At 62.0% G+C, this 16,402-nt stretch carries 20 protein-coding genes; 9 read left to right on the plus strand and 11 right to left on the minus strand.

Going from position 1 to position 16,402, the window contains the following annotated elements:
* Nucleotides 1-72: 72 nt before the first annotated feature.
* On the minus strand, nt 73-1,347 hold the full coding sequence (locus GGR20_RS10190) for an RsmB/NOP family class I SAM-dependent RNA methyltransferase (protein ID WP_183311142.1): 1,275 nt from the start codon (nt 1,345-1,347) through the stop codon (nt 73-75).
* Nucleotides 1,348-1,414: 67 nt separating this feature from the next.
* A complete protein-coding gene (htpX, locus tag GGR20_RS10195) occupies nt 1,415-2,398 on the minus strand; it encodes a zinc metalloprotease HtpX (protein WP_183311143.1) in 984 nt (327 codons plus the stop codon).
* Nucleotides 2,399-2,494: 96 nt separating this feature from the next.
* Here htpX and GGR20_RS10200 point away from each other — a divergent pair, with 96 nt between their 5' ends.
* On the plus strand, nt 2,495-2,710 hold the full coding sequence (locus GGR20_RS10200; protein WP_246349526.1) for a DUF1674 domain-containing protein: 216 nt from the start codon (nt 2,495-2,497) through the stop codon (nt 2,708-2,710).
* A 13-nt stretch (nt 2,711-2,723) separates the two neighbouring features.
* Here GGR20_RS10200 and GGR20_RS10205 read toward each other — a convergent pair whose 3' ends face one another.
* The 6 genes from GGR20_RS10205 to ccmA form a co-directional block, all read right to left on the minus strand.
* Nucleotides 2,724-2,870, minus strand: coding sequence for a Flp family type IVb pilin (locus GGR20_RS10205; protein ID WP_183311144.1), 147 nt, complete (start codon nt 2,868-2,870; stop codon nt 2,724-2,726).
* 66 nt (nt 2,871-2,936) lie between these two features.
* Nucleotides 2,937-3,470, minus strand: a complete 534-nt coding sequence (locus GGR20_RS10210) for a DsbE family thiol:disulfide interchange protein (protein ID WP_183311145.1) — start codon at nt 3,468-3,470, stop codon at nt 2,937-2,939.
* A complete protein-coding gene (ccmD, locus tag GGR20_RS19095) occupies nt 3,470-3,616 on the minus strand; it encodes a heme exporter protein CcmD (protein WP_253560148.1) in 147 nt (48 codons plus the stop codon). The genes GGR20_RS10210 and ccmD overlap by 1 nt, the downstream gene beginning before the upstream one ends.
* Nucleotides 3,613-4,383, minus strand: a complete 771-nt coding sequence (locus tag GGR20_RS10220) for a heme ABC transporter permease (RefSeq protein WP_183311146.1) — start codon at nt 4,381-4,383, stop codon at nt 3,613-3,615. The genes ccmD and GGR20_RS10220 overlap by 4 nt, the downstream gene beginning before the upstream one ends.
* Before the next feature lie 9 nt (nt 4,384-4,392).
* Nucleotides 4,393-5,058 (minus strand): heme exporter protein CcmB, encoded by a 666-nt coding sequence (gene ccmB, locus GGR20_RS10225; protein ID WP_183311147.1) that lies wholly within the window; start codon nt 5,056-5,058, stop codon nt 4,393-4,395.
* On the minus strand, nt 5,055-5,681 hold the full coding sequence (gene ccmA / locus GGR20_RS10230; RefSeq protein ID WP_183311148.1) for a heme ABC exporter ATP-binding protein CcmA: 627 nt from the start codon (nt 5,679-5,681) through the stop codon (nt 5,055-5,057). The genes ccmB and ccmA overlap by 4 nt, the downstream gene beginning before the upstream one ends.
* A 160-nt stretch (nt 5,682-5,841) precedes the next feature.
* Here ccmA and acnA point away from each other — a divergent pair, with 160 nt between their 5' ends.
* The 4 genes from acnA (at nt 5,842) to GGR20_RS10250 (ending at nt 10,574) form a co-directional block, all read left to right on the plus strand.
* Nucleotides 5,842-8,595 carry an aconitate hydratase AcnA gene (gene acnA / locus GGR20_RS10235; protein ID WP_420827441.1) on the plus strand — a complete coding sequence of 918 codons (2,754 nt, stop codon included), beginning with the start codon at nt 5,842-5,844 and terminating at the stop codon, nt 8,593-8,595.
* Nucleotides 8,596-8,721: 126 nt separating this feature from the next.
* Nucleotides 8,722-9,459 (plus strand): DUF1223 domain-containing protein, encoded by a 738-nt coding sequence (locus tag GGR20_RS10240; protein WP_183311150.1) that lies wholly within the window; start codon nt 8,722-8,724, stop codon nt 9,457-9,459.
* A gap of 267 nt (nt 9,460-9,726) precedes the next feature.
* A complete protein-coding gene (locus tag GGR20_RS10245; protein ID WP_420827442.1) occupies nt 9,727-10,110 on the plus strand; it encodes a DUF2794 domain-containing protein in 384 nt (127 codons plus the stop codon).
* A gap of 8 nt (nt 10,111-10,118) precedes the next feature.
* On the plus strand, nt 10,119-10,574 hold the full coding sequence (locus GGR20_RS10250) for a GNAT family N-acetyltransferase (protein ID WP_183311151.1): 456 nt from the start codon (nt 10,119-10,121) through the stop codon (nt 10,572-10,574).
* Here GGR20_RS10250 and GGR20_RS10255 read toward each other — a convergent pair.
* The gene (locus GGR20_RS10255; RefSeq protein WP_183311152.1) at nt 10,571-11,068 is read right to left on the minus strand and encodes a GNAT family N-acetyltransferase; all 498 of its coding nucleotides are present in this window, start codon (nt 11,066-11,068) and stop codon (nt 10,571-10,573) included. The two genes, GGR20_RS10250 and GGR20_RS10255, sit on opposite strands and share 4 nt — an antisense overlap.
* A 150-nt stretch (nt 11,069-11,218) precedes the next feature.
* On the minus strand, nt 11,219-11,944 hold the full coding sequence (locus GGR20_RS10260; RefSeq protein WP_183311153.1) for a Bax inhibitor-1/YccA family protein: 726 nt from the start codon (nt 11,942-11,944) through the stop codon (nt 11,219-11,221).
* 200 nt (nt 11,945-12,144) lie between these two features.
* On the opposite strand from GGR20_RS10260, the gene thpR reads away from it, so the two are divergent.
* The 3 genes from thpR (at nt 12,145) to GGR20_RS10275 (ending at nt 14,011) form a co-directional block, all read left to right on the plus strand.
* On the plus strand, nt 12,145-12,684 hold the full coding sequence (thpR, locus tag GGR20_RS10265; RefSeq protein WP_183311154.1) for an RNA 2',3'-cyclic phosphodiesterase: 540 nt from the start codon (nt 12,145-12,147) through the stop codon (nt 12,682-12,684).
* Nucleotides 12,685-12,903: 219 nt separating this feature from the next.
* Nucleotides 12,904-13,425, plus strand: a complete 522-nt coding sequence (locus GGR20_RS10270) for an invasion associated locus B family protein (protein WP_183311155.1) — start codon at nt 12,904-12,906, stop codon at nt 13,423-13,425.
* A gap of 85 nt (nt 13,426-13,510) precedes the next feature.
* Nucleotides 13,511-14,011: an invasion associated locus B family protein gene (locus GGR20_RS10275; protein WP_183311156.1), complete on the plus strand. Its 501-nt coding sequence runs from the start codon at nt 13,511-13,513 to the stop codon at nt 14,009-14,011.
* A 39-nt stretch (nt 14,012-14,050) separates the two neighbouring features.
* On the opposite strand, the gene GGR20_RS10280 is transcribed toward GGR20_RS10275, so the two are convergent.
* Nucleotides 14,051-15,439 carry a M20/M25/M40 family metallo-hydrolase gene (locus tag GGR20_RS10280; RefSeq protein ID WP_183311157.1) on the minus strand — a complete coding sequence of 463 codons (1,389 nt, stop codon included), beginning with the start codon at nt 15,437-15,439 and terminating at the stop codon, nt 14,051-14,053.
* Between the two features lie 152 nt (nt 15,440-15,591).
* On the opposite strand from GGR20_RS10280, the gene GGR20_RS10285 reads away from it, so the two are divergent.
* Nucleotides 15,592-16,359, plus strand: coding sequence for a FadR/GntR family transcriptional regulator (locus GGR20_RS10285; RefSeq protein WP_183311158.1), 768 nt, complete (start codon nt 15,592-15,594; stop codon nt 16,357-16,359).
* Nucleotides 16,360-16,402 lie beyond the last annotated feature (43 nt).

The following is a 16,402-nucleotide window of genomic DNA, read 5'->3' on the forward strand; positions in this document are numbered from 1 at the left end:
GCCTTATCCATCGATATTCCCACTCGAAACGTCTCGCCAGCCAATCATGCCCGGCGCCCGTTACCAAAGCCCTTAGCGTGTTCGTTTGAACCGCGCCACGAAGAACCCATCCATCCCCGCATTTCCGCTGCCCGGCGACATCGCGGGATGGGTGCGCACGAAACCCTCGGGGGTGAGTGCTTGCTCGAGTCCTTTCATCTCGCCGGCCGCGATGGGCCAGAGTTCGAGGCCCGGCAAGGCGTCCAGCGCCCAGGACACCTGTTGTTCGCCTTCTGCCGCCTCAAGGGAGCAGACGCAGTAGAGCAGCGTTCCTCCGGGAGCCAGGCAGCGGAAGGCATTGGTCAGCAGGGCCTGCTGCAAGGTCACGCGTCCGGAAATGTCTCGCGCGGTACGGTTCCACAGTACTTCGGGGTGACGCCGGAACGTGCCGGTAGCCGAACAGGGCGCATCGAGCAATATGCCATCAAACGGGCTGGCGGGGTCGTAATTGGCCGCGTCGGCCTCAACCACGATTGGCGCATAGCCAAGGCGTCCCATGTTCTGTTTGAGGCGCTGGAGGCGCGTGCCGTCGCTGTCGAGCGCCGTGACCTTGTATCCGGCCTTGATCAATTGGGCGGTCTTGCCACCGGGTGCGGCGCAGAGATCGAGCACGCTGCGACCGGCTTCCAGCCCCATCAGACGGGCGGGAATGGCCGAAGCAGCGTCCTGCACCCACCAGCGACCCTCGTCATAGCCTGGCAGCGCTTCAACCGGACGGTCGCGGTGCTCGAGGCGAACGCTGTCGGCAATCAGCGGCTCGGCGCCGAGCGCCTCGATCAGCACAGGATCATTGTCGCGCAAGGTCAGATCGAGCGGGGCGCCCTCGGTCAGGGTCGTGGCGAACTGGGCAACAGCATTGCTGCCATAGGCCGCGGTCCAGCCCGTGGTGAAATGCTCGGGCAGCAACAGGGCATCATCCATCAGGCCATAGCGGGCTGAATTTGCCTGAGCACGGCGCAATACCGCGTTCATCAGGCCGGACAGGTGGCGGGCCTTGGCGTCGCGCTTGACAGCTTCCACGGCCAGGAACAGGGCACTATGGGCACCCAGATCAGGCAGGAAGACCAGTTGGGCGAGCGAGAGGCGCAGCACGGCCTCGAAACTGCCAGAGCGCGCGGGAAGGCCTTTTTCGAGCAAATCGGCGAGCATGACATTGATCTGGCCCTGCCGTCGAAGGGCTGTGGTGATCAGCCGATTGGCCAGGGCGCGATCGCGCCCGTCGGCGAGATCGTTGGCCCCAAGCGGGGTAAAATGTTCACCTGCCAACACAGTCTTAAGCCGCTGCGCGGCAGCGAGGCGGAGCTTCAAGCCCGCCGGTTCGGTCCGTTGCGCCAATTCGTCAACTCAGTTTTGGCAGCGTCGCTTGGGCGCTGCATTATCCCCAGGGTCCGCGGCTCTTACCCTCGTCCAGAGGGCGTCCTGCGGTCGGTACTCGCCAGCCGGTGCGCGAATTGCGGCCGCTCGAAACGGCGCGGGGGCGGGGCTGACGCGTTGGCCCCTTATCGTCCAGGTGCATCTCGGCGGCAAGCCTTTGCAGCGCCGCGATGCGGTTGCCGGTGTCTGGGTGGGTGGAGAACAGATTGTCCATCCGCTGTCCGTTGAGCGGGTTGACGATGTACATATGGGCCATGGCCGGGTTGCGCTCGGCGGCGACATTGACCTGGCGACCGGCCAAGGTGGCAATCTTGTTGAGCGCTGATGCCAGGGCGATCGGATCGCCGGCAATCTCGGCCCCAAGCTTATCTGCCTCATATTCGCGGGTGCGGCTCACCGCCATCTGCACCAGCATGGCGGCGAGGGGGGCCAAAAACACCATCAGCAAGGCACCAATGCCGCCCAGCGGATTGTCGCGATTATTGCCGCCGCCAAAGAACAGGCCGAATTGGGCCAGGGCCGAAATGGCACCGGCCAGCGTGGCAGTGATGGTCATGGTCAGGGTATCGCGGTTCTTGATATGGGCCAGTTCATGGGCCACCACGCCCGCCACTTCCCGCGTCTCGAGCTGACGCAGCAGGCCCGAGGACACCGCAACCGCTGCATTTTTGGGGTCTCGCCCGGTGGCAAAGGCATTGGGCTGATCGGTCTCGATCACATAGACTGCCGGGGTTGGAATGCCTGCCCGCCGGGAGAGCACTTCGACCATGTCATGGAGTTCGGGCGCGCGGGAGCGTTCTACCGGCACGGCGTTCTGCATGCGCAGCACCATCTTGTCCGAATTCCAAAAGGCGAACAGATTGGTGCCGGCAGCAAACAGAAAAGCGATCATCATGCCGCCCGTGCCGCCGATGAAATAGCCCACCACCATGAACAGCGCCGTCATTGCCGCCAGAAGGGCAAAAGTGCGCAGCGTATTGAACATCGTCTCGAACCCCTTGGGTTGGATTTGCTGAGCAACTATGTTGTGTGTCAGGCGGTTCCGCGCAAGCAGCGTGACCAATTTGTCATGGAAGAGACGATGAGCGACGATCAGCAACGCCCCGACCTATCGCAGCAGGATGAGCGTCCGATGTTGAGCCCGGCAGCCCGACGCGCCTTGGCTGAGGCCGAAGCGCGACGGCAGGAGATCGATGCGGCTTCAGCACGGGCGCAAAAGGAAAAGGGTGGTCGCGGGGGACTGGAGCCGGTGCGTTATGGCGACTGGGAGATCAAAGGTCTCACCAGCGACTTCTGAACCGATGGACCGATCAGCCCGGGAAGAAATCGGTGATATTGTAACCGGCAGCCGAGACGGCGAAGGTAGTGGCGACCGTAACGATCGCGGCAATCAGCACATATTCGATACGGGTGATCAGCGGCTGATTGCGGAGATGGGCAAGAACGCGACGCAACATACAGGTCTCTTCCGACAATGAAGACGGCCAGAATGCCGCAGGCAAGATGAACGGAGCCTGAATGGCTCAGCTCCGCGCCTTTTCTAGAGCAGGAAGCAGTTCGGTTTCAAGAGCGGCGGGCGTCAACGGGCCGACATGCTTGTAGGTAATGACGCCATTTGCATCGACCACAAATGTCTCGGGCACGCCATAAACACCCCAATCAATGGACACGCGGCGGTCGCGATCGGCTCCGACCGCGTCATAGGGGTTGCCGAGTTCTGCGAGAAATGCCCGGGCATTTTCTGGCGCATCGGAATGGTTGATGCCAAACAACCTGACGCCGGTTTGTGCCTTGAGGGTTTCGAGCAGCGGATGTTCGTCGCGGCAGGGAATGCACCAGGAGGCAAAGACATTGACCACGCTCACGTCGCCGCGAAGTGAGGCGGTGTCGAAGCCAGGCACGTCCAGACCTTCAATAGCAGGCAGGGTGAAGTCAGGCACCGGTTTGTCAATCAGCACCGAACGAACCAGACTGGAATCGCGGTCGATGGAAAAGGCAAAGACCGAGACCAGCGCCAGCAGCAGGATCAGGGGCAGGGCAAACAGGGCATACCGCATCAGCCGCGCCTGTCCCCGAGCGCTTCGAGCCGAGCCCGGACCCGGCGGCTATCATAGACGATCCGACCGATCAGCAGTCCAAGGCCGATGAACACACCCGCATAGGCGGCGATGATGAACTCGGCGTGTTCTCCAAGCCCAATCACAGGGCGTCTCCCTGCGCGGCGCGGCGCTCAAGAGTTATCAGGCGACGGCGGCGGATTTCAGTATGCATGGCGAGCAGTTGCAGAGTGACAAAGAGCAGCGTGAAGGCAAAGAACATCACAAAGAGCGGGGTCAGCAGTGAGCCGGGCATGGTGGGCCCATCGGCGCGGAACACGCTGGCCGGCTGATGCAGTGTGGACCACCAGTCGACCGAGAACTTGATGATCGGTACGTTGACTGCGCCCACCAGGGTGAACACGGCGACGACGCGGGCGGCGCGCAACTGATCATCGAAGGCCCGCCACAGCGCGATGATCCCGAGATAGATGAATAGCAAGATCAGGGTCGAGGTCATGCGCCCGTCCCATTCCCAAAACGTGCCCCAGGTGGGGCGCCCCCACATCGAGCCGGTGAACAGCGCCATGGCGGTAAAGGCTGCACCCAGCGGGGCGGCGGCCTTCATCGAAACATCGGCGAGCGGATGGCGCCAGACCAGCGTACCCAGGGCCGACACCGACATGGCGGCATAGACGAACTGGCTGAGCCAGGCGGTGGGCACATGCACGTACATGATGCGGACCGTATCGCCCATCTGGTAGTCGGCCGGTGAGTTAAAGAAGGCGAACCACAGCCCCACCAGCATCAGCACGAGCGTCAGGGCAGCTAGCGGCCAGATCAGCGGGCGGGTCCAGCTCAGGAACTGGCCAGGATGGGCCAGCCTGCTCCACCAGCTCATTTTCGGGGTGTCATCAATGCCGTTCAGGTTCATGGCGCGGCTCTACTCCTCTCCCCAATCTATCGCAAGCGCAGCGGCAAAGGGAGAGAGCGCAAGCGCCATGAGACTGAGTGCCGCAAGGAACAGCATGGCGCTCGATGCCTGGTCGGGTCCACCGAGGGGGGCGATCGCCCCGACACCAAAGATCAGCACCGGCACACAAAGCGGTGCGATCAGGATTGGTGCGAGAAGGCCACCACGCCGGATGGCCACCGTAACGGCAGCCCCGAAGGCCCCAAAGGCCGCCAGAGCCGGGGTGCCCAGCAGGAGAGACAGTGCCGTGCGGGCGAAGGTCGGACCATCCATGGCCAGGATCATGGCCAGAAAGGGTGAGGCGATGATCAGGGGCAGGGCGGTGGTCAGCCAATGGGCGATCACTTTTGCGGCAACGACGCCGGCCATGGACATATCGGCCAACCGGTAGAGCGCCAGCGTGCCATCGTCGCGATCGGGTCGGAACAAGCGGTCGAGCCCCAGCAGCATGGCGAGAAACGCCGCGATCCAGATGATGCCGGGTGCAATGCTGGCCAAAAGCACCTGGTCCGGGCCAATGGCAAAAGGCACGATCGCGCCCACAATGATGAAGAACAGCACCAGCGTCAGCACTTCGCCACCACCCGACAGGTTCAGACGCAATTCGCGCTGCAAAACGCCAAGAAAGCCGCTCATGCCTCAGCCCCCAGGGTCAGCGTGGCTGCGCCGGGCAGGGCGATATCGTCGTGGGTGGCGATCACGGCCAATCCGCCACTCTCCAGATGATCCACGAGCAGCGCCGCCATCAACTCCCGCCCTGCCGCATCGAGCGCGGCGCTGGGTTCATCGAGCAGCCAGACCGGCCTTGGTGACACCAACAGCCGGGCCAGAACGAGGCGGCGCTGCTGACCCGCCGAGAGATAGCCCGCATCGACACGGGCGGTGCGCGCAAGCCCGACCCGTTCGAGCGCGGCTGCGGGAGGCAATGGGCCCGATCCATTGAGGTCGGCCCAGAATCGCAGGGTTTCAAGGACGGTGAGGCGCGGCCGCACTGCGTTTTTGTGTCCGCAATGATGGATGAAGGGTCCCGCTTCGGGATCGGCACCCTCGAAAACGAGTGTGCCCGAGATGGGTCGCAGCAAGCCGGCCAGGGTGAGCAGAAGGGTGGATTTGCCCGCGCCGTTGGGCCCGCGCAGCAGCAGGGCGCTGCCGGCTGCGACCTCCAGCGACAAATCTGCCACCAGCACAGCGTCACCCCGACCACAGGCAAGAGCCTGTGTCTTAAGATTTATCCGGTGCTGGACTTGCCCTTGCGTCATGGCCCCATCTCGTATTGGACCCATGGTCGTACTGGCAAGGGCTTGGTTGATTGACTATAAGCCCAGGGAGACTGGAGTCATTCCAGAAAAGCGCGGATTGTTCTTTGGCCCCACGCCCCGAATGATCCAGCGCAAAAGCAGCAAGAAGGGCGGAGCACAAGTGACCTCGATAGATAGCTTCAAATCCAAGCAGACACTGACGGTCGGCGGCAAGACCTACACCTATTATTCCATCGTCGAGGCCGAAAAGAACGGTCTGGAGGGCGTCTCCAAACTCCCTGGTTCGATGAAAGTGGTGCTGGAGAACCTGCTCCGCTTCGAAGACAACCGTACCGTGACCAAGGCCGATATCGAGGCCGTTGCCACCTGGCTGGTGACCCGCAAGTCCAATCACGAGATTTCCTACCGTCCGGCCCGCGTGCTGATGCAGGATTTCACCGGCGTGCCCGCCGTTGTGGACCTGGCTGCGATGCGCGATGCCACCGCCAAGCTCGGCGCCGATCCGCAGAAGATCAATCCGCTGGTTCCCGTCGATCTGGTCATCGACCACTCGGTGATGGTGGACAGCTTTGGCACCGCCTTGTCATTCGGGCAGAATGTCGAGCTCGAATATGAGCGCAATGGCGAGCGTTATGAATTCCTGCGCTGGGGCCAGTCGGCGTTTGACAATTTCCGCGTTGTGCCCCCCGGCACCGGCATCTGCCACCAGGTGAACCTGGAATATCTGGCCCAGACCGTCTGGACCCGGGAAGAAAACGGCGAAACCATTGCTTATCCCGATACGCTGGTGGGCACGGATTCGCACACCACCATGGTCAACGGCCTGGCCGTTCTCGGCTGGGGCGTGGGCGGCATCGAAGCCGAGGCGGCCATGCTGGGTCAGCCGATCACCATGCTGATCCCCGAAGTCGTCGGCTTCAAGCTGACCGGCAAGATCAATGAAGGCATTACCGCCACCGATCTGGTGCTGACGGTGACCGAGATGCTGCGCAAGAAGGGCGTGGTCGGCAAGTTCGTCGAATTCTACGGTCCGGGCCTGGATGATCTGTCCCTGGAAGATCAGGCGACGATCGCCAACATGGCGCCCGAATATGGCGCCACCTGCGGCTATTTCCCGGTCGATGCCGACACCCTCAAATATCTCACCACGACCGGGCGCGATCCCGAGCGCGTGGCGCTTGTGGAAGCCTATTCGCGTGCCCAGGGCATGTTCCGCACCGCGGACAGCGCCGATCCCGTGTTCACCGATACGCTCGAGCTTGATCTTTCGACCGTTGTTCCCTCGCTTTCCGGTCCCAAGCGCCCGCAGGATCGCGTGCCGCTCAATACCGCCGCGCCGGCCTTCGCCAAGGTTCTGCCGGAGCTTTCCGGTGGCCGGGCCGATCGCACCAACACCCCCGACAGCCGTGGTGAATCCCGTTATGTCGATGAAGGCGCGACCGGCGTTGACGATATTCCTGAAGAGGCTGCGTTCCCGGTCAACGGCACCGACTATCATATTGATGACGGCTCGGTGGTGATCGCGGCCATCACCTCGTGCACCAATACATCCAATCCTTCGGTGTTGGTCGCCGCCGGTCTGGTTGCCCGCAAGGCGCGGGCGCTGGGGCTGGATTCCAAGCCCTGGGTCAAAACCTCACTGGCCCCCGGCTCGCAGGTGGTCACTGACTATCTGACCGCCGCGGGCCTGCAGGAAGATCTCGATGCCATCGGCTTCAATCTGGTCGGCTATGGCTGCACCACCTGTATCGGCAATTCGGGTCCGCTGCCGCAGGCCATCTCCGATTGCATCAACGAGAACAAGCTGGTCGCCTGTTCGGTGCTCTCGGGCAACCGCAACTTTGAAGGCCGCGTGAACCCGGACGTACGGGCCAACTATCTGGCCTCCCCGCCGCTGGTGGTGGCCTACGCCCTGGCCGGGTCGATGACCATAGACATCACCACCGAACCGCTCGGGATCGGCAAGGATGGCAAGCCGGTCTATCTCAAGGATGTCTGGCCGACCAATCATGAGGTGGCCGAGATCGTGCGCCAGCACGTGACCGCCGAGATGTTCCGCTCGCGCTATTCGGACGTGTTCAAGGGCGACGAGCATTGGCAGGGAATCGCTGTAGAAGGTGGGGAAACCTATGGCTGGAATTCTTCGTCCACCTATGTGCAGAACCCGCCCTATTTCGAAGACCTCACCATGGAGCCCAAGCCGGTGACCGATGTGGTTTCGGCCCGCGTCCTGGCGCTGTTCCTCGATTCGATCACCACCGACCACATCTCTCCAGCCGGTTCGTTCAAGGCTGCCACGCCCGCCGGCCAGTATCTGACCGAGCGACAGGTGGCCCCGAAGGACTTCAACTCCTATGGCGCCCGCCGTGGCAATCATGAAGTCATGATGCGCGGCACCTTCGCCAATATCCGCATCAAGAACATGATGCTCGATGGCGTCGAGGGCGGCTTCACCAAGGGCCCGGATGGATCGCAGATGCCGATCTATGACGCAGCCATGGCCTATCAGAAGCAGAACACGCCGCTGGTGGTGTTTGCCGGCAAGGAATATGGCACAGGCTCGTCGCGTGACTGGGCGGCCAAGGGCACCAATCTGCTCGGCGTCAAGGCGGTCATTGCCCAGAGCTTTGAGCGTATCCACCGCTCGAACCTGGTCGGCATGGGTGTCATTCCGTTGCAGTTCAAGGACGGCGATAGCTGGCAGAGCCTTGGGCTGGACGGCACCGAGACGGTCGACATTGTTGGGGTGGAGAGCATCGAACCGCGCGCAACGGTCAATGTGAAGATCACCCGGCCCGACGGTGAGGTGCTCAATGTGGAAACTCTTTGCCGGATCGATACCGCCAACGAACTCGATTACTTCAAGAATGGCGGCATTCTGCACTATGTGCTGCGTAGCCTGGTGGCCGCGTAAGCGCCGCTTACATTTTAGTGATTCAAAAGAATGGCGGCCCTTTGCGGCCGCCATTTTTTGCTCACCAGTCCGGCTCACCCGGTTTTGACTAGGCAATCGATATGGGCCCGGCTTACAACAGCGCCCATGTTTCTTCACGGCCTTTCCGCAACTATTGCAGGCACGAGCTTGGCGCTGATCCTTTCGGGTTCGGTTGCCGCAGAGGCGGTGCGTCTCAATCCTAAGGCGGTGGTCGAATTGTTCACCAGCCAGGGTTGCTCATCCTGTCCGCCGGCCGATGCGCTGCTGACCAGCCTTGCAGAGCGCGAGGATGTGGTGGCGCTGGCCTATCACGTGGATTACTGGGATTATATTGGCTGGGAGGATACCTTTGGTGACAAGGGGTTTTCCGACCGGCAGCGCGGTTATGCGAAGAGCTGGGGTTCATCCCGCATCTTCACCCCGCAAATGGTCATCAATGGCGCCGAGGGTGTCGTCGGATCCAGGCGCGACGAAGTGCACGATGCGGTCGCTTCGGCGCAATTGCCCCTGGTGGTGTCGCTCACCGCTCATGGCGAGATGCTCAAGCTCGACGTGCCGGCCGATGCCGCGCTGGAAGACGCCTCGATCTGGTTGGTCCGCTATCTCGACCGGGCCGATGTCGCCATCGAGAAGGGCGAGAATGCCGGCAAGTCCATGGTCTATACCCAGGTGGTCGTCGACCGGCAGATCGTGGGGATGTGGGAAGCCGGGACCGGGGCCCAAATCAAGCTGCCGTTGGACCAGTTTGAGTCCAGTGCCAATGGTGGCATCGCCATCCTGGTCCAGCCCGAGCGCAATGGTCTGCCAGGACCGATCCTGGGCGCTGCTGCGTACAGCTTCTAGAGTTCGGCATAAAAAACGCCCGCTCCGGGGGCGGGAGCGGGCGACTGACTTGGAGTCAACTCAAATATGGGCGGCTGGCAAGCGGGCCTTCTGGTTTGGGGGCTCGGTCGGCCCGCTGCCAGCCACTGGAGGCAATGGTTGAACGATGCTGCCCCATTGGGGCGTGCTGAAGGACAAATGATGGCTGAATTGCGGTTTTTCGCGCCTCTTGCCAAGCCGGGCGATTGCGCCGATCATTACGCTACGATGACAGGGCATTGAGGCGGCGTGCAGGGTCCTCCGAAGGATAGGTCGAGCAATCTGGCACTGGTGCATGTGGGCGAGCCCTCTGGCCAGTCCAACCGGCCCGTGCAATCTGTTGTGGCCTTTGAGCGCCGGGAGCTGATGCAGATCCTGTCCGTCTATGGACGCAAGGTCGGCTCGGGCGAATGGCGCGACTATGCCATGGATTTCCTCAAGGACCGGGCGCTGTTCTCGATTTATGCGCGGGTCTCGGAACGCCCGCTCTACGTGGTCGAGAAGAACCCCAAGCTGCGCAACAAGCAGGGCCAGTTCATGGTCACCAATCAACAGGGGCGTATCCTGAAGCGCGGTCACGATTTGGCGCAGGTGCTGCGGGTGCTCGATCCTGATTTGATGGTGGTGAGTTGAGCATTGTCGTGAGACCGGCGCGTGCGCAAGATGCGCCCGAGATGAGTCGGGTGCTGATCGCTTCGATCACGGAACTCTGCCATGCCGACCACGCGGACGATCCGGATCGGATCGCCGAATGGACCGGCAACAAGACCCCTGACGGCGTACGCGCCATGCTGGCGCGGGACGGTTTCTTCATGGTGGTTGTCGAACTGGATGGACAGGTGGTCGCTGTCGGGGCGACGACGGCGGATGGCGAGATCGCCCTCAACTATGTCGCGCCTGAGGCCCGCTTTCGCGGGGTGAGCAAGGCTCTTCTGGGCCATATGGAGGCCGATCTGAGATCGCGCGGGTTTGTCGAAGGACGGCTGAGAGCGACGAAGACGGCAAAAGCTTTTTATCGGGCCCAGGGCTGGTTCCCTGACAAAACCCAGGATGGCAGCATGGCCTGCTTCGCCATGCACAAGCGACTGGCCGGCTAAAGCGCCTTTTGCAGGTGCACAATGTCGTGCCAGCGGTCGAACTTGTAGCCGACGGCCTTGTAGTAGCCCACGCGCTCGAAGCCGAACTTTTCGTGAATTCCCACTGAGTTGGCGGTGTCGGCGGTGATTACGGCCAGCATCTGCTTGAAGCCGAATGCTTTGGATTGAATCAGCAATTCGGTCAGCATCAGCTTGCCCAGGCCCCGACCGGTCTCTGCGGGATCGAGATAGATCGAATCTTCGCAGGTAAAGCGGTAGGCGGCGCGGGGACGGTAGAAGCTGGCATAGGCGTAACCCACGACCTTGCCCGCGCGCTCGGCGATGATCAGCGGATGACCGAGTTTCATCAGGCCCGCATATTTTTCGGCAATGGCCGCTTCGCCCGGCGCTTCGGTGTCAAAGGTGATGGCGGTGTGGTCCACATAGTGGCGATAGATCGTGGTGATCGCGGGAACATCAGACCAGGAGAAGGGGCGGAGAATGGTGTCGGACATGGCGCGAGCGTTTCCAGCAAAAGTGGTAACGGTTTTGCGGTTCGGAAACGCGGCAAAACGAGGATAAAGAAAAAGGACCGCAGCCTTTTAAGCTGCGGTCCCTATGACGTCCAACCAATTTCCTTGATCGCGCGATCAAGGCATTGATTGCTACTCGCGATTGCCGAACAGGCGGAGCAGCATCATGAACAGGTTGATGAAGTCGAGGTAAAGCGACAGCGCGCCCATGATGGCATTCTTGGCCAGCACGTCAGCGCCGTAGCTCTGCGAATAGCTTTCCTTGATCTTCTGGGTGTCATAGGCGGTCAGACCGGTGAAGATCAGCACGCCCAGCACCGAAATCGCGAAATCGAGCATGGACGAAGCCATGAACATGTTCACGATCGAAGCGATGATGATGCCGATCAGGCCCATCATCAGGAAGTTGCCCATACCGGTCAGGTCGCGCTTGGTGGTGTAGCCATAAAGGCTCATCGCACCGAAGGTCGCGGCGGTGATGAAGAACACCTTGGCGATCGAGGCCCCAGTGTAGACCAGGAAAATAGACGACAGCGAGAGGCCCATCACGGCCGCAAAGGCCCAGAATACGCCCTGGGCGGCGCCCACGGAAAGCTTGTTGATGCCGAAGCTCAGCACCAGCACGAAGGCCAGCGGGGAGAGCATGATTACCCAGGACAGCGGGCTGCCATAAAGCAGCTCAGCATTGGCCTGGCTCGACATGGCCCACTGGCTGGTGAAGAAAGCCACGAGGCCCGTAACCACCAGGCCAAGGCCCATATAATTGTAGACGCGCAGCATGTAGCTGCGGAGGCCCTCATCGATGGCCGCGGCCGAGCCGGCCCGCGCACCGAGGGTCTGACGGTCATATTCAGCCATTCTTGGTTCCCTTTCCAATAGCAGATGCGGTCTTGTCACCGCCGGGGGCAATTGGTGTTGCCACTTGGTTGGGAATATGGGGAGCCATTGACTGATTGACAAGGATAATCGGTGGGCTGCGACAGCGGGACTGGCCGGATAAAGCGTTTGTGTTACGGTCCTAGGGCGAATCGCGCAGACACTTGCCAGGGAGGTCCGTGATGCCCCGGCTCTTTACCGGCCTCGAAATCCCCGCCGAAGTGGGATTTGCTCTCTCGCTCAAGCGAGGCGGCCTTTCCGGCGCCCGCTGGATCGACCCGGACAACTACCATATCACCTTGCGCTTTATCGGCGATGTCGACGGCAAGACCGCCGATGAAGTGGTCGATAGCCTCGATCGGTTGTCCAACTCGCTGCAATTTTCCATTCGGCTGACTCATCTGGGCACATTTGGCGGCGACAAGCCGCGGGCCCTCTATGCCGGGGTAGAGCCGTCCGAAGCGCTCAGCCGCCTGCAGGCAGCTCAGGAGCGGGTGCTGCAGCGTGCCGGCCTGCCGCCAGAAGGGCGTAAATTTGTGCCGCATGTGTCGCTGGCGCGGCTACGGGGCACGGCGGCAGCTGACGTCGCGCGGTTCATTGCCGAGGCAGCACGGTTCGAACCGCTCAGCTTCGTGCCGGCGCGCTTTGTGCTTTTCTCGAGCCGGGATTCGGTGGGGGGTGGACCCTATCTGGTGGAACAGAGCTATCCCCTGGCCGCCTGAGAGGGTCGGGATCACGCCCTTGTTAGCGTTCGCTTAACCCTTTGGCTAGGGAGCGCCGGTGAAGCAATCGGCTATGCCCAATTCCCGCCGCCTTTGGCTTCCATTTGATGCAAATACCCGAGATCGCGCGGGTTTTGACACCTTGGTAACCATGTTCGGGGCACACTGGGCGGACGAAACTGCCCACGAACACCAGCAAGACAAGAGGAAGAATTGGCGATGACAACGAAAACCGGTGGCCTCATCCTTGGGCTCGCGGTGGCAACGGTCATGGCTCTGGCCCCGGCCGCACAGGCGCAACAGGCCACCGAGCTGGGCACCTTCAACGCATGGTCCGCCTACACGGCGAGTGACCAGAGCGGCAAGCTCTGTTTCATCATTGGCGAGCCACAGCGCAGTGAACCGAGCGGGGTCAATCGCGATCCGGTCAAATTTCTGATCGTGCATCGTGAGGGCATGGGCTCGAAGAACGAAGTTCAGACCCAGATCGGCTATCCCTATAATACAAGCGACGCCAAGGCTTCGGCGACCGTTGATGGCAAGAGCTATGTGATGGCGGCACGCGGGTCGACCGCCTGGCTGGCCTCAAGCAGCGATGAGCCGGGTTTCGTCGAGGCCTTCAAGGCCGGCAACCAGATGGTGGTGCGTGGCACCAGCCAGCGGGGCACAGATACGGTTGATACCTATTCGCTCTCCGGCGCCACCGCTGCGATGAATGCGATTGACGCAGCCTGCCAGTAAGGACTTGCCGAGAGGCTTTCAAACACCCTAACTGGGCGTCGGGCCATTGGCCCGTTGCCCGGTTTTGCCAATGGTAAGAGACTTGATGACCCGTATCCTCGCGCTCGCCCTCCTCACCATGCTCGCTGCCGTTCTGCCGGCCTGGGCGCAATCGGCGCGTGTGCTCGGCGATTTCCGGGATTGGTCAAGCTATGCGGCCGACGATGGCAGCGGCACGGTCTGCTTTGCCATGACCCGGCCCAAATCCACCGAGCCGACGCCCGAAGGCTTTGGCGAGGCCTATCTCTACGTCACCAATCGCCCAGGCGAAGATGTGGTCAACGAGTTCAACGTGGTGGCCGGCTATACTTTCCAAACCGGGTCGATGGCCGTCGCCAGCGTCGGTGGGCAGGATTTTGCGCTCTTTACCCAGAACGATGCGGCCTGGCTCGATGACAGTGCCCAGGGCGCCAATCTGGCCGCCGCCATCCGCGCCGGTTCAACCGTGACCATTACGGGCACCTCGGCAAGCGGTACGGAAATTGTGCAGTCCTATTCGCTCTCGGGCGCCACGGCCGCGCAGCAGGCCATCGGCGCCGAGTGCTGAGCCGGGCGCCCAGCGGCGTCTGATTGCAAATATCTGCATCTATTGTGCGAGCGCGCCGAGCACCCGCACCCAGGAGCGGATGCCGCGGTGGTAGCTTTCCAGATCATATTTCTCATTGGGCGAGTGGATCTGGTCGTCCACATGGGCAAAGCCGATCAGCAGCGTATCGAGCCCCAGGATCTTCTTGAATTCGCCGACCACGGGGATAGAGCCGCCCGAACCGGTGATGACCGCCTGCTCGTCCCATTCATCTGACAGGCCCTGGAGAGCCTGGTGCAGGAATTGTCCATCGGCCGGGACAGTGATGGCGGGCGCGCCACCATGCGGCGTGAAGCGCACCGAGCAGTCGGGCGGCAGCATGTTTTCGACATGAGTGCGGAAGGCGGCGCGGATCTTGGCGGGATCCTGCCCGGAAACCAGGCGGAAGGAAATCTTGGCGCTGGCCCTGGCAGGAATGACGGTCTTGAAGCCGTCGCCGATATAGCCCCCGCTCATGCCGTTGATCTCGCAGGTGGGGCGCGCCCAAAGTTGTTCGAGCACTGTGCGACCTTGCTCGCCGGCCGGCGCTGAGAGCCCGACACCGCCCAGAAAACCCTTCTCGTCGAAACCGAGGCCGGCCCATTGTGCTTTCAATTCGGGGCCAATCTCCGCCACATCGTCGTAAAAGCCAGGCAGGGTGACCGAGCCGTCAGGTGCGCGCAGGCTGGCGATGATTTCGGCCAGCACCTGATTGGGATTGCGCGCCGCATTGCCGAACATGCCGGAATGCAGATCCTTGTTGGCGGCAGTGATTTCCACTTCGTCGGCCACCAGGCCACGCAGCATGGTGGTGATCGATGGGGTCTGGCGGTCCCACATGTCGGTGTCGCAGACCAGGGCGATGTCGGCTTTCAGTTCTTCCATATTCTCGCGCATGAAGGGGGGCAGGTTCGTGCCACCGCTTTCCTCCTCGCCTTCAAGCAGAAGAGAGACGCGGACGGGTAACGACCCCGTCGCGGCCTTCCAGGCGCGGCAGGCTTCAATGAAGGTGAGCATCTGCCCCTTGTCGTCCGAGGCTCCGCGCGCCACGATGATCTTGCGCCCGTCCTTTTCCCTGATCACCGGCTCGAACGGGTCAGTGTCCCACAAATTGAGCGGATCAACCGGCTGCACGTCATAATGGGCGTAGAACAGCACATGCGGGCCCGGCTGTTGCGGGCCGTGGGCCACCACCACCGGATGGCCCGGTGTCGGGCGGCTGGCGGCATCAAAACCCAGCCCGGACAACTCGCCGGCAATCCAGTCGGCGGCCTTGCGGCACTCCCCGGCATAAGCGGGATCGGTGGAAATGGATTTGATCCGCAACAGGTGAAACAATCGCTCCAGGCTTTGATCAAGCCCCGAATCGACGGCAGCGAGTACGGTGTCGATGGTGGCGGGGCTGGTCATGGCGGAGCGTCCTTACTTGCGAATCCGATGAAACGGTGGCGCACCATCGCGCGCGGCGCGCCGGGCTGTCCAGTGGCATCACGATCGACGTTATTGTCATACTATTGCACCTGTGGTTAGGTCTCGGCGCATCATGGGTGAATGGGGTTGGCATGGACAGATCCGGTGGACGCGCGCGGCATTCGGGGGATCTGATCGCCGCCCTTTCCGGTCGCAGCCCGGCGCGCAACCTGCATTCTGACGTGCTTTGGGAACTGGGCCTGGCCATTGTCTCCGGCCAGTTTGCCGAAGGCGAGATCTTGCCGCCCGACAGTGACCTGCTCGATCGCTTCGGGGTGTCGCGCACGGTGTTGCGCGAGGCGCTTAAAACGCTGGCCGCCAAGGGGTTGATCGAGGCGCGGGCGCGGATCGGCACCCGGGTCCTGCCGCGCAATCGCTGGAACCTGTTCGATGCCGACGTGCTGGCCTGGTTCTTCGAACTAGGCCCGGAAGTGGGGTTCCTGCGCAGCCTGGCCGAAGTGCGGATCGGCATCGAGATTGAAGCAGCGGCGCTGGCGGCCGAGCGCTGCAAGGCCGAAGACGCAGCACGCCTGATCGAATGGGTCGACAAGATGGCCCGCTCCGAGACCCCTGCCGACTTTGCCCGCTATGACCTCGAATTCCACAGGGTGGTAGCCGAAGCCTCAGGCAATCCCTTCATGGCATCGATCAGTGCCCTGGTGGAAATGGCGCTCACGGCGGCCTTCACAATTTCTTCGCCGGTCAACGATCCGGTAGCGCTTGAGGTGACGGTAGGCGTGCATCGACGCATCGCCGAAGCCATCCGGGACGGCGATTCGCATGCAGCGAGGCTGGCCATGCGCGACGCAATCTCGCAAGGCTTCGACCGGGCGGCGGGGCGGATGGAGAAGAGCGTCTAGGAAGGGTATTACTGACGTTGGGTCTGGCTTAATTGCCTAGGCG

The sequence above is a fragment of the Devosia subaequoris genome (assembly GCF_014197055.1).
Taxonomy (GTDB): domain Bacteria; phylum Pseudomonadota; class Alphaproteobacteria; order Rhizobiales; family Devosiaceae; genus Devosia; species Devosia subaequoris.

What these genes read in the sequence shown, in the direction of transcription:
- htpX (WP_183311143.1), bottom strand. Translation starts at nt 2,398, where the DNA reads ATGTTCAATACGCTGCGCACTTTTGCCCTTCTGGCGGCAATGACGGCG.
- GGR20_RS10200 (WP_246349526.1), top strand. Translation starts at nt 2,495, where the DNA reads ATGAGCGACGATCAGCAACGCCCCGACCTATCGCAGCAGGATGAGCGT.
- GGR20_RS10205 (WP_183311144.1), bottom strand. Translation starts at nt 2,870, where the DNA reads ATGTTGCGTCGCGTTCTTGCCCATCTCCGCAATCAGCCGCTGATCACC.
- GGR20_RS10210 (WP_183311145.1), bottom strand. Translation starts at nt 3,470, where the DNA reads ATGCGGTATGCCCTGTTTGCCCTGCCCCTGATCCTGCTGCTGGCGCTG.
- GGR20_RS10220 (WP_183311146.1), bottom strand. Translation starts at nt 4,383, where the DNA reads ATGAACCTGAACGGCATTGATGACACCCCGAAAATGAGCTGGTGGAGC.
- ccmB (WP_183311147.1), bottom strand. Translation starts at nt 5,058, where the DNA reads ATGAGCGGCTTTCTTGGCGTTTTGCAGCGCGAATTGCGTCTGAACCTG.
- ccmA (WP_183311148.1), bottom strand. Translation starts at nt 5,681, where the DNA reads ATGACGCAAGGGCAAGTCCAGCACCGGATAAATCTTAAGACACAGGCT.
- GGR20_RS10240 (WP_183311150.1), top strand. Translation starts at nt 8,722, where the DNA reads ATGTTTCTTCACGGCCTTTCCGCAACTATTGCAGGCACGAGCTTGGCG.
- GGR20_RS10255 (WP_183311152.1), bottom strand. Translation starts at nt 11,068, where the DNA reads ATGTCCGACACCATTCTCCGCCCCTTCTCCTGGTCTGATGTTCCCGCG.
- GGR20_RS10260 (WP_183311153.1), bottom strand. Translation starts at nt 11,944, where the DNA reads ATGGCTGAATATGACCGTCAGACCCTCGGTGCGCGGGCCGGCTCGGCC.
- thpR (WP_183311154.1), top strand. Translation starts at nt 12,145, where the DNA reads ATGCCCCGGCTCTTTACCGGCCTCGAAATCCCCGCCGAAGTGGGATTT.
- GGR20_RS10270 (WP_183311155.1), top strand. Translation starts at nt 12,904, where the DNA reads ATGACAACGAAAACCGGTGGCCTCATCCTTGGGCTCGCGGTGGCAACG.
- GGR20_RS10275 (WP_183311156.1), top strand. Translation starts at nt 13,511, where the DNA reads ATGACCCGTATCCTCGCGCTCGCCCTCCTCACCATGCTCGCTGCCGTT.
- GGR20_RS10280 (WP_183311157.1), bottom strand. Translation starts at nt 15,439, where the DNA reads ATGACCAGCCCCGCCACCATCGACACCGTACTCGCTGCCGTCGATTCG.
- GGR20_RS10285 (WP_183311158.1), top strand. Translation starts at nt 15,592, where the DNA reads ATGGACAGATCCGGTGGACGCGCGCGGCATTCGGGGGATCTGATCGCC.